Genomic DNA, 23,597 nt, shown 5'->3' with positions numbered 1-23,597 from the left:
ACATGAACAGGTTCAAAGCGGCTATCGCGTCAGGCCAAACGCAAATCGGCTTCTGGCAGGCGCTCGCGTCCCCCTATTCGGCGGAGATCAGCGCAGGCGCCGGATTCGACTGGCTATTGATCGACGGCGAGCATGCGCCCAATGATGTGCCGCTCATTCTCTCGCAATTGCAGGCGGTCGCAGCCTATCCGGTCGAGCCGGTCGTCCGTCCTGCCGTGGGGGATGCCGTTGTCATCAAACAGTTGCTCGACATTGGCGCGCGCACGCTGCTCGTTCCCATGGTCGAGAGCGGCGGGCAGGCTGAAGCGCTGGTTCGGGCGACGCGATACCCTCCGCACGGCATTCGCGGCGTGGGGTCCGCCATCGGACGGGCGAGCCATTGGAACCGCACGCCATCCTATCTCGAAAAAGCGGCGGATGAGTTATGTTTGCTTCTTCAGGTGGAATCCCGTCAAGGATTGGATGCGCTCGCGGATATTGCCGCTACGCCGGGCGTGGACGGGGTGTTCCTCGGCCCGTCCGATCTGGCGGCGTCGCTTGGCCATCTCGGCAACCCCGGACACCCGGATGTGCAATCCGCGATCGAGGCTGCCATTGCGGTGATCCGCGCTGCGGGCAAGGCGGCGGGCATATTGATGGCGGATCAGCAACTGGCCCGCCGCTACATCGCAATGGGGGTGACCTTCATCGCGGTTGGTACGGACATCACCGTGCTTGCGCGGGGCGCCGAAGCGCTGGCCCGCGCTTTCAAGCCGGAACCGCCCATTATCGAACCCTCCGGTGCGAACGTCTATTAGGATCGGATTGCAGAACATGTCCCAACATAAGGTCTGGTTCGTGACAGGCGCTTCCCGCGGTTTCGGCCGCCTCTGGACCGAAGCGGCGCTGAAGCGCGGCGACAAGGTCGTCGCAACGGCGCGTGATCCCGAAACCCTCGGCAATCTTGTGCGGGATTATGGCGACGCGGTTTTGCCGCTGGCGCTCGACGTGACCGATCGGCAGGCGGTGTTTCGGGCGGTCAATGCAGGGCATGAGCATTTCGGCCGTCTCGACGTGATGCTGTCCAATGCCGGTTATGGATATATCGGCGCGATCGAGGAAGTCGCCGCCGATGACGTCCGGACGAATTTCGAAACCAACGTCTTCGGGACGATCGCCGTCATTCAGGCGGCGCTGCCTCTGCTCCGGGCGCAGGGCGGTGGTCATATCCTGACCTTGTCGAGCATCGGCGGCATCATCAGCGCCGGTATGGGCGGAATTTACGGAGCCACCAAGTTCGCGGTGGAAGCCTTGTCGGAAACCCTGTCCCGAGAGGTGGCGGGCTTCGGGATCAAGGTGACGATCATCGAGCCCGGACCCTATGCCACGCAATTCTCTTCCTCGATAAAGGTCGCGCCGGCGATGGCGGAATATGATGAGGTGCGGGCGGCGATCATGGCCTTGCGGAAAAGCGTTCCGGTTGGCGATCCGGCGGCGACCGTCGATGCAATCCTGCGAGTGGTGGATGCCGAGGAGCCGCCGCTTCGGCTGTTGCTGGGCGCGCTGCTCCCCATCATCAAAAATGCTTATGAAGAGCGGATCGAAAACTGGAAAAGCTGGGCCGATGTCTCTGTCGCCGCACAGGGCAAGTTGGTCGGCTGAATGGCGATGACTATTGCCGGCGCTCATTTCCTGGGTCGCTTCCATTGCCGGTGAGGTTGCCAGCGCCGCGACAGACGGATAGACAGGCGAACATGGCAGTCTCTCAAATCGTATCGAACATCAGTCCAGTATCCGATCAGGAAACGAAGGCCCGTGGCGGCCGGCGCGATCGCACGCGTCAGGCCTTGATCGACGCGGGCCAGCACCTGATCGCCAAGACGTCGCTCAGCGCCGTGTCGATCGACGAAATCGTTGCGGAAGCGAACGTCGCGAAGGGTACCTTCTACAATCATTTCGTCGATAAGGACGAACTGTTCAACGCCATCGTCGATTCCGTGCGCGATCAGGTGCACTCGCGGATCGTGGCGGAAACCAAGGCGCTTCCCGATCCCGCCCGGAAAGTGGCGAGAAGCTTCTGCGTCGGCTTGCGTTATCAGCTCGACCATGTGGAGCAGGTGCTGTTCCTGATGCACAGCCGCTTTTCCGTTCGGCCTCTCCATGATCCCGCCGACACTGGAATCGTCAGCTATATTGCGGAGGGGATCGCGTCCGGCCGATTCCAGCTCGCAACGACCGAGGCTGGCGTTCTGCTCGTCCATGGATTGAGTGGCGCGGCCTATGCTTATTCGGTCGATGAGCCTGACGCCTTCGGTACGATTGCTCGCGGGCAACAACTGGCTGCGCTCCTGCTTCGTGGGCTGGGCTTGCCCATACAGGAAGCCGATATGATTGCGGCGCAGGAGGCGGATGCCGTTCTGAGACAGCATTTCCAGGAGAGCGTGAAATCCACGAAAGGCTGATAAGTCAGCGCTTGGTGGCAGGTCCGGGCTATGTTCCGGTCAAATACCGGTTAGATGGGCGTGGGAGACCTAAATTCTCCCGCAAGTTTCCGCCGCGATAATCGGTCTGGAAAAGGCCCCGTCGCTGCAATTCCGGAACCACTTCATCGACGAATATATTGAGGGAATCCGCATCGTCGGCAAATGTGATGCCGAAGCCGTCGGCGGCCCCCGCCTCCATCCACTCCTGCAACATGTCTGCGATGTCGTCCGCCGATCCGGGGGTGACGGACACGCGCGCGACGTTCTGCATCAACTGACGGATGGTCAGCTTGTCCCGCCTGGCAATGTCGAGATAATAGCGCTGCGCGGCCGTTGGCGGGCTTTGGTCCTCGATTTCCGGGACGGGGCCATCGATCGGATAGCAGGACAGGTCTGCTTGCAGGGCGCCTTGAAGAAGCTCCATTCCCAAAACCGGATTGATCAAATCGTCCAGGCGGGCCAGCTTCTCCTCCGCATGCGCACGGCTCCGGCCGAGGGAAAGGACCATGGCGGGCAAGATCTTGAGATGCTCGGGATCGCGTCCATTGTCTACGGCTTTCCCTTTGATCTCGTCATAAAATGCCTTTGCGGGCGCTATTCCCGCATGCCAGGGGCAAATCAGGTCCGCCTTTCGTACGGTGCCGTCGTCCATCGACGCACCTGTCCGCACGATCACCGGATGTCCCTGCGGCGGCCGCGCGATGTTGAGCGGCCCTGCGACCGACAGATGCTTCCCGCGATGGTTCAGGCCGTGCAGCTTGCCGGGGTCGAAATAACGCCCAGCCACCCGATCACGGACGAAGGCATCATCTTCCCAGCTATCCCAAAGATCCGTCACGACATCTAGAAATTCCAGGCCGCGCTCGTCGGCGTCGCGGCCCCAGCCGTTCGTCGAATCCCCAAAGTTCAGGCTGGCTCTCGCATGAGAGGCGCTATCCGCGTGCCAGCCCGCCCGGCCGCCCGAAATATGATCGAGCGAGGCGAACATGCGCGCAACATTATAGGGTTCGGAATAAACGCTGCTCACCGTGCCGAGCAGCCCGATATGCCGCGTGCAGGCGGCCAGGGCAGCCATAAGCGTGACCGGTTCCCAGCGCGAACCTTTGGCCGTCACGCTGAGCGCCTCCATCGTGACGGGAATATTGTAATATCCGACCGCCAACGTGTCGGTGAAGAATGCGCCATGCAACTTGCCCCGTTCGGCGGTCTGCAATTGCTGGCGAACCAGATCGAAATCCATCTCCTGGCGGTGGGGCGGTCCTTCGCGCCGCCAGGCCCCTGAGTGTGAGCCCAGATATTCCGGCATCCACAGGAGGATCATATCCTTTTTCATCGCTGGCCTTGGCATCGCGGCGGCCATGATGAATGACGGCAGCCGATTTCCGGTCGACGCATCGCCATTCGCCTCCCCTTGCACGGATGGAGAACCGCCGATGCGATAGAATATGAATCCCGCACACGCAATATTGGCGCCATGCAATAAAAATACTCCCACGCGTGATCGGGCCACGCGTGGGAGTTCATGATCAAGGATTTAATATTTGAAACCAACCGTCACGCCGTAGGTCGCCGGCTTGCCCATATAATCCATGGCGGTGTCGATACCGAACCGATTGGTGAGCTGATAGGTTGTGTTGAAGACATTCCGTCCCCAAATATAGGCGCGCCATTTCCCATTTGGAGATTCCACGCCCGCCGAAAGATCGACCAGCGTATATCCATCGACCTTCTCGCCCGAGATTTCGCCAAGGAAACCCGGATAGGCCGCCTGCACTTCCGTTGCGGAAATTTCACCGAGCACGGTTTGCGAACTGCTCCGGTAGGTAAGGCTTCCGCTCACGAACATGTCGATTCGCTCGTTCAGCGCCCACTGATAGCGCGCGGTGCCGTTCAACTGCCAGCGAGGCGCGTTGGCAAGGTCGGTCTTGTGGAAATCGACGACGTTACCAAGGTCGTTGGTATCGGTATAATGGCCGAGCACGTCGGTCCGCGTATAGCCGGCGGCGGCGTCGATCGTCAGACCACGGAACGGGGCGGCTTGAATCTGCAGCTCCGCACCGTAGACCCGCGCCTTCGGTATGTTGGTCAACCCCCCAAGCGGTCCGAGCACGGGATCGATGATCGTGCCGACTTCCTGCTTGTCCTTATAGTCACCATAGAAGACCGCGCCGTTCAACTGGACCTTGCGATCCAGCAAACCGGCCTTGAAGCCCGCCTCATAAGCGAGCACCGATTCCTGGCGCGCCGGGGTAAGGGCGCCGCTAAATGCCGCGTTGACGAAGGGATGCCCCCCCATCTTATATCCCTTCGAAATGCTGGCATAGAGCATGGCGTCGTCGCTCGGCTTGAACTGCACGCCAGCCCGCCAGGACAGATTGTCTTCGTCATAGGGCGTCGTGACATAGCCCGGCAGCAGCGTCGGCGGGCTCGTGCTGGCGTCCAATGTCGTGCAATCGCCGGCGCCAAGAGGCTGTGTCAGCGGATCATAGCCGAACAGCGACCGGAGATAATTGTCCAAATTCGTATAGGCCGGACCGGCGCTGCCGTCCGCTGACACGGCCAGGCAACCTCTATAGGCGATCTTGGACCGCGTGTAGCGCAAGCCGCCCTGCACCGTGAATTGCGGCGTCAGTTCAAATTCCACATTGCCGAATGCGGCATAGCTCTTCGCCTTCGACAGGGCCTTGACCTCCAGCTCGCGCAAGTCCGTGCCGTCGCCAAAGCCGAGGGAAAGGCCGATGATCGGTGAGGCGGTTGGAAGCTCCTCGATCGTGGATTCGGATGGCTTGTCATGCTGGTAATTGGCGCCGACGGTCAGCCGCAGCCTTTCAAGTTGCGCCACCGCCCGCAATTCCTGCGTGAAGGTTCTGTCCTTCGAATTGGTGATGAAGGCCGTATTCTCGGTGGGAACGCCGTCCGCCTCGCTGGCGACGTGGGTCTTGAAATCGCTGTAGCTGGTGACCGACGTCAGCGTGACCGCGTCGGTCACGTCGAAGTCGATGCGGCTCGTCAGCATGGTCATGCGATTATTCTTGGCGAGATCCCGACCCGGATCCCAGTCCGCCCACCGATTGCCGCGATGGGCATAGGGATAGTCGGCAATTCCCGTAAGCGCGGCGAGCGAAGCCTCCTGCGGCTTGAACATATAGGCTTGCGCCACCGCGGCGTCGGAACGATCGATCCAGCGTTGAGCGGTCAGCAACACGCGCAGCCGGTCGGTGGGTTTCCAGAGCAGGCTGAGGCGGCCATTGTTGAAATTCTGCTGGCCCGCCGTGTCGTTCGGGCGGGAGATGCTTTTCTGCCAGTCGCCGCTTCCCTGATGTTCCAGCGCTAATCGCACGCTCAGCGTATCGGTGATCGGCCCACTGATATAGCCGCTGGCGTCGAACTGGTCGAAACGACCATAAGTCGCCGTCGCGCCAGCCTCGAACCTGTCGGTCGGCTTGGCTGCGACATAGTTGATCGCGCCGCCGGTCGAGTTCGCGCCGAAGAGCGTGCCCTGGGGGCCCTTGAGGACTTCGACATGGTCGGCGTCCAGACCCGCGCCCCGCGTCATGGCCGCGAACGGTATCGGCGCTTCGTCCACGTAAACCGTAACCGCCGGACGAGTGCTGAGGGAGGAGTCATTGAAACCGACACCGCGCAACGTGTAGACGCTCACGCCGGTCGGCGTCTGGACGACGTTGAGTCCCGGCGTGATCCTGGGCAGATCCTCCACCGCCTTTATGCCTGCCAACTGCAACTGTTCCCCGGTAGCGACGGTGATCGTCATCGGTACCGAATTGACGCTCTGCTGATATTTCTGCGCCGTGACGATGATGTCCTGGAGCTGACCGCTGTTGTTTGCGCCCTCACTGGCACTTTGGGCCAGCGCGGCGCTGCTCATATGAGCGATCGATAATGCGCAACATCCCGTATACAGAATTGCCTTCATGGACATTTGAAATCCCCTCCTCAAATTTTGCTTTTGAACTTGTCTGGAGCGACGGTTGAGCCCGTGCACACGGTTATTTCACGCAAACAAAATATATATCGCGTATAATTTGAATTGCTCCGCATCTTTCTGAAGCTGAAAATGCCGGGTCTGGCGATCGGATTACATCCGCTGGACGCGTTTCCCTCCGTTGATGGGGCAGGCGGCCCCAATGAAGGTCTCCTATAAAGGGGTGCTGTGACTGGCATTATCCTCATCCGTTTATAATCATTTATTTATATCGCATGTCCGGCTCATCGGGCCGGGGTATCGTTATTTTACCCGCCGAATGTCCTGCAATCTTGCCCATCCAAAAATATTTGCGGAGCGCAGACCCTTCCCGAGCCTTCGCGATGGGCGCTCCGATCCGTGTCGGCGCCATTCGCAGTCATGCCCCGGCCCTTGGCCGCCAGCTTGCCCATCATGTCGAAATTCGATGTTCATATCGAAGACCTTGCGCCCGGCCTGCCGTCCCGATGATCGGATGGAGAAACAGAATGAACATGGTATATAGTTTAATGAGATGGTCACGTCAACATCGATGTTTTGGCGCATGCCGTTTCGCGCAAGGCGGCATCTCCGTCGTCAAAGTCTTCAACGGAGGCTGCGAATCATCGATTTGATGGGTGAGATATGACCGTTCGAATATCTTTTGAGGAATCAACAAGCATCAACCATGCTTGGAAAGCCCGTAAAAACAGCAAATTCAAAGAAGATTTGAAAGCGCAGGATTGTCATCTCGACATAAGTGACTTAACGTACATAAACGACGGCCCAGGAGACGACGGACTCATGGCTGGGCGCCTGGCGGGAAGGTGGCGGGAATAGTGAACTCTTCCAAAAAGGTGGCAATGGGTCCGGACAAGCCGCAGGCGGCCATATCGGACCAGTTCGATGGACAGCTCCATTTGTCGCGATTCTATTCGCTCGCTTTGCTGATCATGGCCTTCTTCCTCGCCCGCTTCAATCAGACGGCCTTGTATCCGCTGCAGAAGGCGATGGCGGCGGCGGAGGGGTTGAGCGATAACTATGTCGCTCTCCTCCAAGGCCCCGCCTTCATCATGCCGTTCGTCATTCTTTCCGTGCCTCTGGGCATGGCGGTCGACCGGCTTGTGCGGGTCCGGCTTCTTGTCGCCGCCATTCTGTGCGGCATTGTCGGAAGTCTGCTCACCGCCTGGGGAAGCCGATTGCCAGCATTGCTCCTGGGGCGAGCGTTCGTCGGACTTTCGAGCAGCGCCACTACCGTGATCGTATTTTCCATGATCGCTGATCTCTTCCCTCCGGCTCAGCGGGGCCGCGCGAAATCCGCCGCCGATGTGGCCGGCCAGATTGGCGGTTCGGTCGCTTTCCTGGCTGGAGGCATGCTGCTCGCGACGGCGCATGATGCGCGGCACGGCTGGAGCTGGGCCCTGACCTGGATGTCGACTCCGCTGCTGCTGGGAATGATCCTGCTGCTGACCTTGCGCGAGCCGGCAAGGGCAGGGGAAGGCAAGGCCAGCCCCCCGCTCAGGCGGATGTTCATCGAACTGCGCGACTATCGGGCCTTGATTCTGCCTCTCGTGCTGGGCGCGGTGCTGATCGAAATCCCAATCGTCGCGACAGCGATTTGGGCGGCGCCCATATTGACGCGCAGCTTCTCGCTGGGTCCGGGCGAAGTCGGGTCCATCATGGGCAGCGTGCTGCTCGTCAGTGGGATTGCGGGTCCAGTGCTGTGCGGTTTTCTCAGCGATGCCAGCCAGCGGGCCGGCGGACCGCGCAGGGCGATCCTTGCCATCGCGCTCCTCATGGGCCTGAGCGCCCCCGGCTGCCTTTTCGGCCTGGCGCCGACCGCCTTTTCGGCCGCCGTCATTCTGGGGTTTTTCATGACCGGTCTCAGCGGCGGGCTGAGCATGACCATCACGGCCTTCACCATCGTCATTCCCAATGAATTGCGCGGATTGTGCCTCTCGCTGCTGTCTGCCTCCGCCGCCATCGTGGGAGTCGCCTTGGCGCCGGTCCTCATCAGTTTGCTGTCGGCGGCCTTGGGCGGGCCGGCGATGATCGGGCAAGCGCTGGCGCTTATTTCATTGCCCAGCAGCCTGCTTGCCGGGGCCAGTCTTTTAATAGGACTGCATTACCTGCCCCGCGGCGCGTCGGTTTAGCAGGAGATGCGTTTCCATCGCGCTGCGACGCCCACCGCCAATCGCGGGCGAAGGCCAATCAATGCACCACAGAATGTTAGGGGAGAAGCGGCATCATGTCAGGAACCGAAGTCCAATGTTTGATCGATGGACAAAGCTATTCCTATGAGCAGATCGCGGACGTCCAATATCGCCGCGACCTGCACTGGCTTCACGAAATGAAGCGCTTGGGCGCGAATATCGCCCATGAGGGCAGCCCTCTTTCGCACGATGCCATCAATCTGCTCGGCAGGGACGGGGCGCGCGCCCTGTCGATCGCCACCCGAAGATCGTTGGGCGCAGACGGCCTCAGAAAGCTTTTCGAGGCGCAACTTCGCGCATCCGATCGAATGTGGAAGGAGATTAATTCTTCTCCCGATGGCGCTCCGCCGAAATATGGCTTCACCGACATGACGGTCACGGGAATGTCCTTCGAACAATTTCAGGACATCATCGCGCTCGAAAATTTTCAGCGGCGGTATCCTGAGATCAATCCCGACCATTGCTTTCTCAATCTTCGGGATAATGGCATTCACAGCATGGAGATCTTCGGCATGTATGGTGGACCGGCGGAGGTTTACCTCACCATCGATCCCACCATCGCGATTCCCTTCGATCCCGATCCGGAATTTCCGACGCTCGTGACCGGCTACACGACCCTTGCGAGCGACGAAACCCGCATCGACCTCTTCGTCGCCCATCAATATAAGCCGCTGGAAAACGGCGTCGCCATGCGGCTCTGCTGCATCTTTCCGCCGAAGACGCCGCAGGAGCTTGTCGACGGCCACAAGCTGCATTCCGCGATCGAATTCTGGGAGCTTGTCCAGCCGGGCGGGCCAAATCGACCTTTATAAGGCCGATGCGTCGCGCCATCGTGGAAGCGAGGTCGCTTCCTTCTCAAATCCCTACTGAAAGGTCGTCGGCATGACCAAGATGTTGCATATGGCCTATTTTTCCCAGGCCGGGAATGGAAACGGCAACCGGGCGGGAAGCTGGACGAAGACGACCAGCGGTTACGACTGGCGCTATCCTGAACTGCACCAGGACATCGCCCGCGCAGCGGAGCGGGCGAAGTTCGACATGATTTTCTATGCCGACGCGATCGCCGCGCCGATGGTCTATGGCAATGGCTACGATCATTATGCCCGCGCAGGCATCATGATGCCCGTCCACGATCCCATCCCGATCATGGGCGTCATCGCGGCGGCGACCACGCGGATCGGCATGGTCTCGACGTTATCGACGTCATTCTACCCGCCGTTCATGGCCGCGCGCGTTCTGGCGACGCTCGACCATCTGAGCCGCGGGCGGATGGGCTGGAATATCGTGACGTCGGTGCAGAAGAATGCGGCGCAGAATCTGGGCCTCGACGATCTGCCGCCGCACGACACGCGCTATGACATTGCGGAGGAATATCTCGATCTCTGCCGCAGGCTGTGGGACAGTTGGGAACCCGATGCGCTGGTCATGGATCGCGTCAGCGGCATGATGGCCGACCCTTCCAAAATCCATGCCGTCAATTTCAAGGGCGACCATTTCAGCAGCCGGGGTCCGCTCAACATCTCCTCGTCGCCGCAGGGGCATCCCGTGATCGCCTCTGCCGGACAATCCCCGCGCGCCATCCGTTTCGCCGGCAAGCAATCGGAGGTGACCATCTTCGCCAAACGAACCGTGCCGGAGATAAAGGCCTTCACCAGCGAGGTTCGGGCGCAGGCGGAGGCTGCGGGGCGCGACCCCCGATCGTGCAAGATATTCAACGTCATCCAACCGTTTATTGGCGAAACGGACTCGATCGCGAAGGAGCGCTATCAGGCTTTCCTGGAGGGCATCAAAGTGGAATCCGTGCTCGCCAGCATGTCCGACGGGCTGGGTTTCGACCTGTCCACCTTCGACGTCAACCAACCGATCCCGCCCGAGACGTTCGAGGTTAGCAACGCCATGCCGCATGTCTTCAGGCATTATTATCAGGACGGCAAGAACCCGACGCTCGGTGAAATTGCGCGGGATATCATGGGCAAATATCTTCTGACCCCGGTCGGAACGCCTGAACATGTCCTCGACATCATGGAGGAAACCGCGCGGGATGGGGATCTCGATGGCTTTTTCCTTGAATATGCCATCAACGACTATGCCGCCTTCGTCGAGTTCGTCGATAAGGTCGTGCCCGAAGCGCAGCGTCGGGGACTGATGCGTCGCGATTATAGCGGCACGACGCTGCGGCATCATCTGAACGAATTCTAGTCATAGCCCGCACATGCAGCGGGAAGCTTCGCCCATGCCGCCCGAGGAAAGGCCGAAACGATCCTCCAAACGCTTATACCAGGACAGTATCACCAAATGCAAAATTTTGTATTTTTAGGTTGCCAATTTCCAACGTTAAACATGACGCACCAAGCTGGCCGTGCCGGTTTGCAGCATGAGGAGCGGAAGGCATGACGGTTCGATCCGGTGATATGGAGATTGAGAGCGCCGACGGCCGCTTCCTCGCCTATGTCGCGCTGCCGGAGCAGCGGAATGGCGTGGCGGTGATCGTTCTTCAGGAAATCTTCGGCGTGAACGCCAATATTCGCGGGATAGTGGATGGCTATGCCGCCGCCGGCTATGCCGCCGCCGCGCCCGACCTTTATTGGAGGCAGGCGCCCGGCATTCAGCTCGATCCGGCGAGCGAACAGGGGCGCGAACAGGCCATGGGCCTGATGCAAGGCTTGAACCGCGATCAGGCTGTTGCCGATGGAGCGGCGGTTCTGGATGTTCTGCGCGAGCAGTGTCCCGATCTGACGCGATCGGCTGCGGTCGGATATTGCTTCGGTGGCGGTGTTGCTTATCTGATGGCGGCGCGGGGCGTGGTGGACGCCGGCATCTCCTATTATGGCACGGGTTTGCAGGACATTCTGCCGGAGATGGATGCGCTCAAGGGCAGGCTTCTTCTCCACATCGCGGAGGAAGATCATCTCTGCCCGCCGCAGGCTCAGCGGGCGATCGCGCAGGCGGCGGCAAAGGCGGGTGGACGGGCGTCCGTCTCGGTCTATCCAGGGGCGGGACATGCATTCGCCCGCGTCGGCGGCGCGACGTTCAATCGCGAAGCGGCCGACCGCGCCAATGCCGAAACGATGGGCCTTGTCGAATCCCTGATACCCTCGTCATAGCCGATGTCTGTCCTTGGCAGCAGATCGCCTGACTCTCCGAGCCATGGCCCGGCATCGTCAAGGCCTCCATCGCCGGTGGCTTTGCGCGCGCGGCATGGGCAAGGCAAAAGGGTGATGCTACCATGGAGTCCCTTGTCTCAGGATAGAAGCAGCGGGGCTCGAAAGCGAGAGGTGGTGACCAGGCTGAGCACGGATATCATGCGCTTTCCGTCGACGGTGTGGCGGGCGATCCAGGCTGCGGGTATCGAACCGGCGGCCGTATTGCGCAAGGCGGGCCTGCCCGCCAGCCTGTATCTGGACCCCAGGACACCGCTGTCCGTCGCGCAATATTTCTCGATCTGGAAGGCGATCGAAGCCCTGGTCGACGATAGCGGTTTCGCGCTGCGGATCGTAGAAAAGGGAAATCGCACCGGACATCAGCCTGGCTTTATTGCCGGCCTCTATGCCGCCAGTTTCCGCGACGCGCTCAACCGCCTGCTTCGCTATCGCCTGATCTCTTCGGAGAAATTGTGGACATGCGAAGATCATGGTTTGTGGACATTGGGGCGAGAATGGCTCTTTACGGCGGAAGCCGAACCGGCTCTGTCCATCGACCTCACCTTCACGCTCATCGTGGAACTGGGCCGGCGGGGAAGCGGCAGGCCGATCAAGCCCGTCAAGGTCCAATATATGCGTGACTTTACGCGCTGCGAGGAACTGGAGCGCTTCTATGGATGCCCCATCCGGTTCGGCGCGCCTCACAATGCCATCACGTTCGAGAGCGCCGATCTCGATATTCCTTTCCCGGGCCATAGCCCCGAATTTCTGGAACTCATCACCCACAGCCTTGCGGCGTCGGTCGAGGAGCAGAAGGCGCACGGCAGTTTCAGCGATCACGTCAAATCCGTCATGAAGCATGAAATGATGAGCGGCCGGCCTGAGATCGGGCATGTTGCCAGCGAACTCGGCATGGGCGTGCGGACTTTGCAGAGGCGCATCACCGATGCAGGCACCAATTATCGCGCCCTGCTGATCGAAGCCCGGCGGGAACTCGGCTTGCAACTGGTCGCTAACCCCGATCTAGATACCCAGAAAATCACGTCGATGCTCGGCTATCAGGATGCCGCATCTTTTTATCGCGCCTTCAAGGACTGGGAAGGAATGTCGCCCGGCGAGTGGCGCGCGCAACATCTGATGGCGGAAAGGCGCTAGCCGATCTGCTGCTGAATTCAGTGTGCAATGCAAATTTGAGGAAAGGAAGCAGTTATGCCGATGGAAGGCGGGTGCCTCTGCGGCGCCGTACGTTATACGATCAGCAACGACGCCACGCCGTCTGCGGTCTGCCATTGCCGCAATTGCCAGAAGCAGAGCGGTTCGAGCTTTTCGATCTCGCTGCTGGTGAACTCCGACGATTTCACGATGACGGGAACGTTGCGACGGTTCAGGGACAAATCCGACAGGGGCACCGACATCTATCGGGAATTTTGCGGAACATGCGGTTCCCCGATCGTCTCCCGCAACCCGGTCCGGCCTGAGAGGATCGCGGTGAAGGCCGGGACGCTCGACGATGTTTCCGTGTTGAAGCCCTTGCTCCAGGTGTGGTGCGATTCCGCCCAGCCCTGGGTGTCTCTTGGCGATCTGCCCGCTGTCGCCCGGCAACCGACCCCCGCCGATTCGTCGCTGGCATCATCCAATAAGGACTGATCCGTTTGCGGCCATGTGTGACGATTGGTCACATATTCCGTGAAACCAGTTGCGGGATCAGAACATATAACCGCTTGAACTTCTCTCTTGGATTATATAATTGTTCATATAGTCATTTATTGAATGATGGCTGACAATCCACGGGCAAGGCGGTTGCGTCCCGTCGGTTCAATGCCTGTAAGGCAATCCGGTGGTTGTTGCGCTGCGCATATCCTGGAAGGAGGCGTCTGGTGGTCGGGAAGAAAGAAGCGGTACTTTTGTGGATGCCGACCTATCGGGGTTTTCACCCGATGGCGTGGCGGCGGGAGGAGGGGGTTCGGCCTGCGGAGATGGATTTTGCGGAGATCCGTCGCCAGGTGGAGCTTGCGGAGCGCGGCAAGTTGCACGGGGTCTTCTTCGCGGATGGGCTGGCGCTGGGGGTGGCGGCGGCTGACGTGAGCACCGAGGCGCTGAGCCGCACGCCGCGAGGCTCCAATTGGGAGCCGATGACGATGCTGTCGGCGCTGGCCGCCTGCACGACGCATATCGGCCTGCTCGGCACGGTCAGCACCACTTTCTCCGAACCCTATAATATCGCCCGCATGTTCGCCTCGCTCGATCATATTTCGGGCGGTCGGGCGGGATGGAATGTGGTGACCACCGCCCATCCCAGGGCGGGCCGCAATTTCGGGTTCGAGACGCTGATGGGCCATGCCGAACGCTATGCGCGCAGCGAGGAATATGTCGATGTCGTCGAAGGACTGTGGGACAGTTGGGAAGACGATGCATTCATCCGCGACAAGGCGTCGGGGCGCTATTTCGATCCCGCCAAGCTGCATGCGCTTGGCCATCGCGGCAAGCATTTCTCGGTCGCAGGCCCGCTCAACATCGCGCGTCCGCCGCAGGGCCGCCCGGTGATCGCCCAGGCGGGTTCCTCGACCACGGGCCGGGCGTTCGCCGCGCGGGTGGCCGACGTCATCTACACCATGCATGCCGAGATCGGGACGGCCAAGGCCTTTTACGACGATGTAAAGGCGCAGGCGGCCGCGTTCGGGCGTAATCCCGACCATGTGAAGATCATTCCGGCGATGGTTCTCTCGGTCGGCCGCAGCCGGGCGCATGCGGAGGAGAAGCTTGCCGCCTTCGACCAACTGGTCGATCCGGTGTTCGGCATGGAACTGCTCAAGGAGGCGATCAAGGCGGACCTGTCGGGCTATCCGCTCGACGGGCCGGTGCCCGAGGTGGCGGAGGACCAGAGCGGGTCGAAGACGGCGCAGAAATATTTTCTGGACTTCGCCAAGCGGGATAATCTGACCATCCGTCAGTTGATGCAGGTGGTGGCGCGGCTGTCGGCGGTACCGGGTTCCGCGAGCGACATAGCCGACATGATCGAGGCATGGATGGAGGCAGGGGCGGGGGACGGCATCAACTTCACCTTCGCCAACGATGCCGACTGCCTGCCGATCTTCGTCGAAGAGGTGGTGCCAGAGTTGCAGCGGCGGGGGTTGTTTCACACCGATTATCGCGGCAAATCCCTGCGCGACAATCTCGGTCTCCCAAAACCCCTTAACCGCTTCGTACAGAAGCGCACCGCGACATCGCAGTTGGCCGACGCCTGAAGGAACGACCGGAAAAAGGGGCGGCACATCTGAAACAGGGAATCGAGCAAAGGATCGTCGATGGGCATTCATTATAGTTGCGGATCTTCGAATGGCCCCGTGCTCGTTACCGGCGCGACGGGTTATGTGGCGGGGTGGGTGGTGAAGATGCTGCTCGATGCCGGTATCACCGTCCATGCCGTCGTGCGCGATCCGGACAACAAGGTGAAGGTCGGCCATCTGCTCGAAATGGCGGACGCATCTCCAGGGACGCTCAAGCTTTTCAAGGCCGATCTGCTCGATCCGGGCAGTCATGAAGAGGCCATGCGCGATTGCCGCATCGTGATGCACACCGCCTCGCCTTTTCTGGCTCCGTCGAAAATCTCCGATCCGCAGCGCGACGTCGTCGATCCCGCGCTGAAGGGCACGCGGGACATATTGGAGACCGCAAATCGCGTGGAAAGCGTCGAACGCATCGTCGTGACCGGATCGATCATAGCGATAGCCGATCCGCTGTCGACGCGGGAGGATGTGCGCACGGAAGCGGACTGGAACGAATCCGCGAAGCTGGAAACCGGCGCCTATGCGCTCTCCAAGGTGTTGGCCGAACGCGAAGCGTGGCAGATCGCCGGCGAGCAGGATCGCTGGAAGCTGATCGTCATCAACCCCGGTTTCGTCGTCGGCCCCGGCGTTTCGGCCTCGCAGACCTCTGCGTCCTTCGATTATTTCCGCGCATTCGTCGACGGCTCCTACAAGGACGGCGTACCCAGCTTCGATACCGGCACGGTCGATGTGCGCGACGTAGCGGAGGCGCATATGCGCGCCGCTTTCATGCCGGAAGCCGAAGGCCGCTACATCGTCTTCCACGAGATTCTGAGCCTCAACGACAAGGTGCGGATCATCAGGAAGGCACTGGGCGAAGAGAAATACAGCCTGCCGCCCGAGACCCCCTGGAACCCGCAGTGCCGCCATATGCGGCTTGATAACAGCAAGTCCAAGACGTCCCTGGGCATGACCTATCGCCCGCTGGAACCCGCCCTTGTCGGCATGTTTCTGCAAGCCGTCGAATATCAACAATGAGCGCGTTCGAACCAAGCCGGCATCAGTGAGGAGCCCTTCGATATGGTAGCTGCAATCCCCGTTGCCCCAGCGGTTCGTCGCCCCCATTCCGCTCTGGTGCAACCATGAGCGCGTCGTCCGCCGGAACCATCGAAGCATCCTCGCGCGCGCCGAATGAAAATATGGCGCGCCTGTTTTGGGAGGAGTGGCGGCAAGGATGGCGGCCGGGCGTTGCCGCGATCATGGGCTGCGCGTTGGGCTACACTTTGTGGATCGTGCTCTCCAGTTTCTTCGTCGAACCGCTGCAGAAGGAATTTGGCTGGTCGCGGGGAGATATTGCATTCGCCAATTCGGCCGGCATCATCACGGGGTTCGCCGCGCCGCTGCTGGGGCGCGTCGTGGACCGGGTCGGCGCCAAGCCGGTTGTCGTCCTGGGCTTGGCGATCAGTACGTTCTGCTATCTCGCCTTGTCGATGCTGAACGGCTCCCTGACCTTCTATTATGCCGCTTATTTCTTGCTGACCATTGCCGGCATGGCGACCACGGGCATCACCTACGCCCGGATCATCGTCGGCACTTTCACGAAGACGCGCGGAACATCCCTCGCCATGTTGCGGGTGGGCGTCGCGCTTGCCCATGCGATCATGCCGTTGCTGCTCTTTCCAGTGATCGCCCGTTTCGGTTCGGCGGGCGGATTTCTGATGTTCGCCGCCATCAACGGCCTGCTGACCTTGCCGGTCGTGCTGCTGTGCGTTCCGGGCAAGACCGCTGCCTCTCCGCAAGTCGCCGGTACGGCCACGCAGGAAGCCCCGACCCGCTGGCAGCTTCTGGCCCGTCAGCCGAAGATCCTGATCATCGCCACGGCCGCGATGCTCCATACCGCGCCGGTCATGGCCATCATGACCCAGTTGAAGCCGCTTGGAGTTTCCCTGGGCCTCAATCCCGCAGCCGCGGCCGCCGCCTTGTCGGCGCTGGGGGTGGCCGCGATCATTGGCGCCGTCGTTGCGGGCCTGTTCGTCGATCGGATATGGGCGCCCGCCGTCGCCTTCCTGCTCTGTTGCGTCGTCCCGGCGGGCGGCTGCATCATGCTCGCACTGCTCGGCAACGGCATTTCAATGCCCCTATTCTATCTCGCGGTGATATTGATCGGCATCGGCATGGGCGGGGAAAGCGATGTCCTCAGCTATATGGTCGCGCGCTATTTCGGCGTTCAGGACTTTGCCACCATCGCCGGTCTGGCCGCGCTTTCCGTCACGGTGGGGATCGCGGCGGCGGCTTCTCTCATCGGCCATGCCTATGACGTTTTCGGCAATTATGATGTCGCCTTGATGGTGTCCGCCGCCAGTTTGACGCTTGCCGGCATCGCCTATCTGATGATGGGCAAATATCCCGTATCGCGGGGGGCATGAACGTAAAGGACGACGACCGATCCGGCCTTATTTTCCAAAGGCCGGATCGGCGGCCTTTTTCTGATCGGCCTTCCACCAGGGGAGGAGCCCTGGCGCCCGCTTCTTAAGATCCTGTTCGGCCCAGCGCACCGCCTCCAGCGCGCGTTCTTCCGGCAGTCCCGCCGCCACCAGCAGCATGCGGGACACTTCCCGGATATAGGTGGCGCGGCCGCGCTTCTTGCCCTGAAGCTGTTCGGCCCCGCGCACGAGCGCGCCGATGTGGAGGTCAACCGCGGCGTTCACGTCGACCAGGCGGAAATCTCCCCGCTTCCTGCCTTCGACCAGATGGCCCCGGATCGCGCCGACAAAGTCGGATCTCCTGGAGAAATCCTCGCTCTGCGCGATGATCCGGCCCCAGCTCGGCTCCATCATCGCGCGCGAGAGTACGAGTTGCGGGCCGACTGCCGTGTGCAGAACCGGGTCGGAAATATGTTCGTACATGGTCCTGAACACATGGACCGCTTCGTCGGCCAGTTCATGGCCAAGCGTCGCGATCGCCTGGTGCAGGGAATCGAAATGCGCATAAAAGGTTCCGCGCGACACGCCGGCCGTGTTGAGCACATCCTCGATGATCGCCGCCTGCGGTCCACGTTCGGCGCACACCGCCATGGTCGCCTCGAGCAGCTTCGCCCGCATCCGCTCGCGCTTTCTCGCCGCGGAGCGTACGCGAAAATCTTCATCTTCCGACGCCTCGCCGGGCTTCGGCCCCCGTCCCATCCATGGCTCTCCTTTTGCGCTTCATCCCTGTCGCACAGCTACCGTCCACCCGCAACCATCTCCGATTATGGCATCGGCCGAAACAAGATTGTACAAAATGTATAATTTGGAAAGTTCGAATTTGAACGGCTATCGCGCTCTCGTCCCATATGTCCTGGACGCCGGTTCCGCTCGCCTCATTGGATTCCGGCGACCGCGTGGGGGATATAGGGCGCCTCCAGCCTCTGGATCTCTTCCTGCGAAAGCACGATGTCGAGGGCCGCGATCGCATCGGTCAGGTGGCCGGGCTTGGAGGCGCCGATGATGGGCGCGGAGATGGCTGGCTTGGCAAGCACCCAGGCCAGAGCGATCTGCGCTCGCGGAACCCCCCGTTCGGCGGCCACGGCGGCGACCGCTTCAACCACTTTGCGGTCCGCCTCCATGGTCTGCCGATAAAGCGCTTGCCCGAAAACATCGGACTGCGACCTGTTCGTGATTTCCTCCCAGTCCCTGGTCAGCCGCCCGCGCGCGAGCGGGCTCCAGGGGATGACGCCGATTCCCTCCGCCTTGCACAGCGGCAGCATCTCCCGCTCCTCCTCCCGGTAGAGAAGATTCACATGATTCTGCATCGTGACGAAGCGGGTCCAGCCGTTCGCATCGGCGGTATGCAGCATCGTCGCAAACTGCCATGCGTACATGGAGGATGCGCCGATATAGCGGGCCTTTCCTGCCTTCACGACATCGTGCAGCGCCTCCAGCGTCTCCTCGATCGGCGTTCCCTCATCGAAGCGGTGAATCTGATATAGATCGACATAATCGGTGCCGAGCCTGACGAGGCTGGCGTCGATCTCCTGCAGGATCGCCTTGCGGCTGAGCCCCGCGCCGTTCGGGCCCGGCCGCATGCGCCCGTGCACCTTGGTGGCGATCACCACCTCTTCGCGTCTGGTGAATTCCTTCAGCGCGCGCCCCACGATTTCCTCGGACGTGCCGTCGGAATAGACGTTCGCGGTGTCGAAGAAATTAATTCCGGCCTCGACCGCCTGCCTCAGCAACGGCCGACTTTCCTCCTCGCCCAGAGTCCATTCGTGGCTTCCGCGCCGGGGATCGCCAAAGGTCATGCACCCCAGGCAAAGGCGGGAGATTTCCAGTCCGGTTGTGCCCAGCTTGACATAATCCATGAGCTTTCCTTCGCAAATCGCTCGCCATGGAGTGCCGCGTTCCCCAAAAGTCGAACGGGCGCTTCACTCCTTCCAACGGCTCCACTTAAGGGATGTTGCGTGGAGGCGACAAGAAAGAAGGCTCAACCCCTGCTTATCCCGGTTCCCCCGGATGGGCGCGTTTGATGGCCTTGGCGAGCGACCATTTATGCACCTCGGTCGGCCCGTCATAGATGCGGAAAGCGCGGATTTCGCGGAATATCTGCTCGACCACGGTGTCGCTGCTCACCCCGGTTCCGCCCATGATCTGCACGCAGCGGTCCGCGATCCGCCACAGGGCTTCGGAGACCGCCACCTTCGTCATCGAGCTTTCGACGATGGCGGGCGCCCCGGAGTCGAGCACGTCCGCGCACCAGTCGATCATCAATTCCGCTTGCTTCAGCTCGATGAGATTGTCCGCCAGCATGAAGCCGACGCCCTCATGGTCGATCAGCGCCTTGCCGAACGCCTGCCGCTTGATCGCATAGCCGCAGGCGATGTCATGGGCGCGCTTCGCGCCGCCCCACCAGCGCATGCAATGGGTCAGGCGCGCCGGCGCCAGACGCACCTGCGCATAGCGGAACCCCTGGTCGATCTTCCCAAGTATCTGCCCGGCGGGCACCCGCACGCTTTCGAGCCGCACGACGGCATGCCCGCCCGGCATGGTCGCATCGATCGTGTCGAGCAGCCGTTCGACGGTGATGCCGGGGCTATCCATCTCGACCAGGAACATGGTGGCCGACTCGCCGGTACGCGCCATGACGATCGCGAAAGCCGCGCCCTGGGCACCCGTCGCGAAGCTCTTGCGGCCGTCGATGATCCAATGGTCGCCATCGGGACGCGCCATGGTCTTGAGCATCGAGGGGTCGGAACCCGCCCCATCCTCGTCCGCCGGCTCTGTCATCAGGAAGGCGGAGCGCGTCGTCCCAGCGGCGAGCGGCCGGAGGAAGCGGTCGATCTGCGCCGGGGTGCCCACGTGGGCGAGCAGGTGCATATTCCCCTCGTCCGGGGCCGCCAGGTTCATCGCCAGCGGGCCGAGCGGCGAATAGCCCGCCGACCGGAACAGCCGTGCCGTCGCGGCATGGTCCAGCCCCTGTCCCCCCAGTTCCACCGGCAGATGAGGGGCGATGAGGCCAGCAGAGCGCGCCCGCGCCCGCAACTCCTCGACTAGCGCGTCCGAAGGACCGTGACCGCCGATCCGGGGATCGGTCTCGAAGGGGATCACCACATCGCGGACGAACGCGTCCGTCCGCGCAATCAGTTCGTCCAGGCTATCCCGCGTCATGGATGCGGAAGCCGCGTCACTGCGCAAGATAGCCGCCATCGATCACCAACTCGGCGCCGGTCATGAAGCTGGATTCGTCGCTGGCGAGGAACAGCACGCCATTGGCCAGTTCGATCGGCTGGCCCATGCGTCCCAGCGGCGTCGCCGCCACCACCCCGGCGCTGGTTTCCTCCGCCTGGTCCTCCAGCACCATGGGGGTGGCGATGATGCCGGGATGGATGGAGTTCACCCGCACATTGTCGGGCGCATAGGTGACGGCGGCATGTTTGGTCAGGTGCCGGACGGCCGCCTTGGACGCATGATAGGCGGCCGCGCCGGGGACCGCCGCGATCCCCCAGATCGACGAGAAATTGACGATCGACCCCGTCCTTTTGGCGCGCATCCCCGGCAGCACGGCGCGCATGCCCAGGAAGACGCCGGTCTGGTTGACCGCAATCACCCGGTCCCAGTCGGCCAGATTCTCGTCGGCAAGCGGCAGTTGCGATCCGCCGATGCCCGCATTGTTGACGAGGATGTCGACGGCGCCGTGACGCGCCACGATGCCGTCCACCAGTTCCGCCCATTGCCCTTCGCTTGCCACGTCCATGATGGAAAAGCGGATCGCCGGATCGTCATAGGGCGCGTCGGGCGCGTTGACGTCGGTGACATGGACATGCGCGCCCTCGCGGGCGAAGAGTTCCGCGGTGGCGCGGCCGATGCCGCGCCCCCCGCCGGTGATGATGGCAACCTTGCCCTGCAACCGTCCCATAATATGTCCTTTCGATCCTTCAGCCGATCCCGCCGTCGACGGTGATTTCCGCGCCCGTGACGTAGCTCGCCTCGTCGGAGGCGAGGAACAGCACCAGCCGGGCCACCTCGTCGGTGGTTCCGATGCGCTTCATGGGGATCATGTCTTCGTAGAATTTAAGCCGTTCGGGCGTGTTCTCGCCCAGCATCGGCGTGTCGATGATGCCGGGATGGATCGAGTTGACGCGAATGCCGAGCGGCGCCAGTTCCGACGCCGCCAGCTTGCTCATGCCGCGCACGGCCCATTTGCTGGTGGCATAGGCGAAGATGCCGGGAACATTGCCCAGGCCCGCGCCCGATGAGATGTTGACGATGGCGCCGCCGCCGGTCTTCGCCATCGCTTCCGCGGCGGCGCGCATCCCCAGGAAGACGCTGAGCTGGTTGACGCGATAATGCAGGTCCCACAGCGCGGCGTCCGTCTCCAGCAGGGGCGCAGGCTTGTAGACGCCCGCATTGTTGACCAGAATGTCGATCTTCCCGAAGCGCTCCTCCGTCTCGCGCACGACCCGAGCCCAATCGGCCTGCTCCGCCACGTCATGGCGCGCGAAATGACCATTGGCCCCTAGCTCGGCGGCGACCGCCGCTCCGGCCTCGCTCAGATCGGTGACGACGACCCTGGCGCCTTCCGCCGCGAACAGCCGCGCCTCCGCCGCGCCCTGGCCGCTTGCCGCGCCCGTGATCACGGCGACCTTGCCTTGCAGCCTGCTCATGCGAACCTCTCCTCCTTCATGGCGATCACCAGCGCCGGTCCTTGCCCCACAGGAACCGCGCCTCGTCCCGGCTGGTGTAATCGGGGTCGAGATAGATGTGCATGCGGGCGATCAGCGCGCCGCGAAATTCGAAGACGCTGCAAAAGCGCCCGCCCGGCGTCGTGCCGCCTTCCCATGTCGCGCCTTCCCTGTCTTCGCCGCGCGTGGTGCCTTCGACCACCACGCTGTCGCCGCTCTCGATGAAGCGCAGCCCGTCAATATCGTGCCCGAACGCCTTGAACGAACCCACAAGGCCGGCGGCGAACGCCATGAAGTCCTCGCGGCCCCGGCCGATGCCGAATTTGGGAAAGAAAAATTCGAAATCCTCCGTGAACCCGTCGAGCATGTCGGGCCGACCCGCGTCGCCCCGCCGGAAATAGTCGATCACCGCCATGATCCGGGGCGAATGGTCCTGCTGCTCGGCCATGGGCTCTCCCTCCATATCGGCTCTAAAATGTGACATTGTCGCCGCCCTTCAGCGCCAATATCTCACGCGTCTCCGCCGGTGTCGCCACCTCCAGCGACAAAGGCTCCAGGATCGACCGGATCAGGCGCACCTGTTCGGCATTGGACCGGGCAAGCCGTCCCTTGCCCGCATAGAGCGAATCCTCCAGCCCGACGCGGACGTTCGCGCCGTTGATCGCGCCCATGGCGACGAAGGGGATCTGATGCTTGCCCGCCGCCATGACCGACCAGCGATAATCGTCCCCGAACAGCTTGTCCGCTATGCGCTTGGCGTGCAGCAGATTCTCCGTGTCCGCGCCGGTGCCGCCAAGTAGGCCGAAGATGGATTGCACGAACAGCGGCGGCGTCACCAGCTTGCGGTCCAGGAAATGGGCGAGCGTATAGAGATGGGCGGTGTCGTAGCATTCGAACTCGAACTTGGTGCCATGACCCTTGCCCAGCCGCTCCAGAATAAGCTCTATATCCTTGAAGGTGTTCTTGAAGATCCAGTCGCGGGACGCCTCCAGATGCGCCGCTTCCCAGTCATGTTGGAAGCTCTTGTAACGCTCCAGCATGGGATACATGCCGAAATTCATCGACCCCATGTTGAGCGAGCAAAGCTCCGGCGATGCGCGCAGCGGCGCCGCGAGCCGCTCGTCGAGCGACATGCCCTGGCCGCCGCCGGTGGTGATGTTGACCACGGCGTCGGTCGCTTGCTTGATGCGCGGCAGGAACTGCATGAACACATCGGGATCGGGCGTCGGCTTGCCTGTCTCCGGGTCCCGCGCATGAAGGTGGAGGACGGAAGCGCCCGCCTCGGCCGCCTCGATCGCCTGCTGCACGATCTCGTCGGGCGTCACCGGCAGATAGGGGGACATGGTGGGGGTATGGACGGCGCCGGTCAGGGCGCAACTGATGATGACCTTCGACACGC

The 23,597-nt window shown here is 61.8% G+C and carries 21 protein-coding genes; 12 read left to right on the top strand and 9 right to left on the bottom strand.

From position 1 onward, the window contains the following. Nucleotides 1-2: 2 nt before the first annotated feature. The 3 genes from hpaI to HUK72_RS19980 all read left to right on the top strand — a co-directional run bounded on the left by hpaI (nt 3) and on the right by HUK72_RS19980 (nt 2,441). A complete protein-coding gene (gene hpaI / locus HUK72_RS19990; protein ID WP_176598356.1) occupies nt 3-797 on the top strand; it encodes a 4-hydroxy-2-oxoheptanedioate aldolase in 795 nt (264 codons plus the stop codon). Nucleotides 798-813: 16 nt separating this feature from the next. After that, nucleotides 814-1,641: an SDR family NAD(P)-dependent oxidoreductase gene (locus HUK72_RS19985; protein ID WP_176598355.1), complete on the top strand. Its 828-nt coding sequence runs from the start codon at nt 814-816 to the stop codon at nt 1,639-1,641. A 92-nt stretch (nt 1,642-1,733) separates the two neighbouring features. Then, a complete protein-coding gene (locus HUK72_RS19980; protein WP_176598354.1) occupies nt 1,734-2,441 on the top strand; it encodes a TetR/AcrR family transcriptional regulator in 708 nt (235 codons plus the stop codon). A 28-nt stretch (nt 2,442-2,469) separates the two neighbouring features. Here the strand turns inward: HUK72_RS19980 and HUK72_RS19975 are convergent, their stop codons facing one another. Next, the gene (locus HUK72_RS19975) at nt 2,470-3,783 is read right to left on the bottom strand and encodes an NtaA/DmoA family FMN-dependent monooxygenase (RefSeq protein ID WP_176598353.1); all 1,314 of its coding nucleotides are present in this window, start codon (nt 3,781-3,783) and stop codon (nt 2,470-2,472) included. Nucleotides 3,784-3,996: 213 nt separating this feature from the next. Further along, a complete protein-coding gene (locus HUK72_RS19970; protein ID WP_176598352.1) occupies nt 3,997-6,348 on the bottom strand; it encodes a TonB-dependent receptor in 2,352 nt (783 codons plus the stop codon). 914 nt (nt 6,349-7,262) lie between these two features. On the opposite strand from HUK72_RS19970, the gene HUK72_RS19965 reads away from it, so the two are divergent. From HUK72_RS19965 to HUK72_RS19925, 9 genes are all read left to right on the top strand, one after another. Next, a complete protein-coding gene (locus HUK72_RS19965; RefSeq protein ID WP_176598351.1) occupies nt 7,263-8,576 on the top strand; it encodes an MFS transporter in 1,314 nt (437 codons plus the stop codon). 95 nt (nt 8,577-8,671) lie between these two features. Continuing rightward, nucleotides 8,672-9,448: a hypothetical protein gene (locus tag HUK72_RS19960; protein WP_176598350.1), complete on the top strand. Its 777-nt coding sequence runs from the start codon at nt 8,672-8,674 to the stop codon at nt 9,446-9,448. Nucleotides 9,449-9,518: 70 nt separating this feature from the next. Further along, on the top strand, nt 9,519-10,835 hold the full coding sequence (locus tag HUK72_RS19955; RefSeq protein ID WP_176598349.1) for an NtaA/DmoA family FMN-dependent monooxygenase: 1,317 nt from the start codon (nt 9,519-9,521) through the stop codon (nt 10,833-10,835). A gap of 191 nt (nt 10,836-11,026) precedes the next feature. After that, the gene (locus tag HUK72_RS19950) at nt 11,027-11,740 is read left to right on the top strand and encodes a dienelactone hydrolase family protein (protein ID WP_176598348.1); all 714 of its coding nucleotides are present in this window, start codon (nt 11,027-11,029) and stop codon (nt 11,738-11,740) included. A 174-nt stretch (nt 11,741-11,914) separates the two neighbouring features. Further along, nucleotides 11,915-12,931, top strand: a complete 1,017-nt coding sequence (locus tag HUK72_RS19945; RefSeq protein ID WP_176598347.1) for an AraC family transcriptional regulator — start codon at nt 11,915-11,917, stop codon at nt 12,929-12,931. A 54-nt stretch (nt 12,932-12,985) separates the two neighbouring features. Beyond that, nucleotides 12,986-13,423, top strand: a complete 438-nt coding sequence (locus HUK72_RS19940) for a GFA family protein (protein WP_176598346.1) — start codon at nt 12,986-12,988, stop codon at nt 13,421-13,423. 230 nt (nt 13,424-13,653) lie between these two features. Next, complete coding sequence (locus HUK72_RS19935; RefSeq protein ID WP_176598345.1) at nt 13,654-15,021, top strand: LLM class flavin-dependent oxidoreductase; 1,368 nt, start codon at nt 13,654-13,656, stop codon at nt 15,019-15,021. Nucleotides 15,022-15,081: 60 nt separating this feature from the next. Next, nucleotides 15,082-16,080 carry an NAD-dependent epimerase/dehydratase family protein gene (locus tag HUK72_RS19930; protein WP_176598344.1) on the top strand — a complete coding sequence of 333 codons (999 nt, stop codon included), beginning with the start codon at nt 15,082-15,084 and terminating at the stop codon, nt 16,078-16,080. A gap of 161 nt (nt 16,081-16,241) precedes the next feature. Next, on the top strand, nt 16,242-17,468 hold the full coding sequence (locus HUK72_RS19925) for an MFS transporter (RefSeq protein ID WP_176598343.1): 1,227 nt from the start codon (nt 16,242-16,244) through the stop codon (nt 17,466-17,468). A gap of 27 nt (nt 17,469-17,495) precedes the next feature. Here the strand turns inward: HUK72_RS19925 and HUK72_RS19920 are convergent, their stop codons facing one another. The 7 genes from HUK72_RS19920 to HUK72_RS19890 all read right to left on the bottom strand — a co-directional run bounded on the left by HUK72_RS19920 (nt 17,496) and on the right by HUK72_RS19890 (nt 23,595). Continuing rightward, on the bottom strand, nt 17,496-18,224 hold the full coding sequence (locus HUK72_RS19920; protein ID WP_176598342.1) for a TetR family transcriptional regulator: 729 nt from the start codon (nt 18,222-18,224) through the stop codon (nt 17,496-17,498). Nucleotides 18,225-18,400: 176 nt separating this feature from the next. Further along, nucleotides 18,401-19,381 carry an aldo/keto reductase gene (locus HUK72_RS19915; RefSeq protein WP_176598341.1) on the bottom strand — a complete coding sequence of 327 codons (981 nt, stop codon included), beginning with the start codon at nt 19,379-19,381 and terminating at the stop codon, nt 18,401-18,403. Between the two features lie 133 nt (nt 19,382-19,514). Continuing rightward, on the bottom strand, nt 19,515-20,684 hold the full coding sequence (locus tag HUK72_RS19910; protein WP_176598340.1) for an acyl-CoA dehydrogenase family protein: 1,170 nt from the start codon (nt 20,682-20,684) through the stop codon (nt 19,515-19,517). Nucleotides 20,685-20,700: 16 nt separating this feature from the next. Then, complete coding sequence (locus tag HUK72_RS19905; protein WP_176598339.1) at nt 20,701-21,432, bottom strand: glucose 1-dehydrogenase; 732 nt, start codon at nt 21,430-21,432, stop codon at nt 20,701-20,703. Between the two features lie 19 nt (nt 21,433-21,451). Next, nucleotides 21,452-22,180: an SDR family NAD(P)-dependent oxidoreductase gene (locus tag HUK72_RS19900; protein WP_176598338.1), complete on the bottom strand. Its 729-nt coding sequence runs from the start codon at nt 22,178-22,180 to the stop codon at nt 21,452-21,454. A gap of 25 nt (nt 22,181-22,205) precedes the next feature. Then, nucleotides 22,206-22,646: a nuclear transport factor 2 family protein gene (locus tag HUK72_RS19895; protein WP_176598337.1), complete on the bottom strand. Its 441-nt coding sequence runs from the start codon at nt 22,644-22,646 to the stop codon at nt 22,206-22,208. 22 nt (nt 22,647-22,668) lie between these two features. Continuing rightward, nucleotides 22,669-23,595: a 3-keto-5-aminohexanoate cleavage protein gene (locus HUK72_RS19890; protein WP_176598336.1), complete on the bottom strand. Its 927-nt coding sequence runs from the start codon at nt 23,593-23,595 to the stop codon at nt 22,669-22,671. Nucleotides 23,596-23,597: the final 2 nt, after the last annotated feature.

It is taken from the genome of Sphingobium sp. 15-1, assembly GCF_013375535.1.
Taxonomy (GTDB): domain Bacteria; phylum Pseudomonadota; class Alphaproteobacteria; order Sphingomonadales; family Sphingomonadaceae; genus Sphingobium; species Sphingobium aromaticivastans.
Note: the sequence above shows the minus strand (reverse complement) of the source record. Positions and strands in the feature narration are given on the sequence as shown.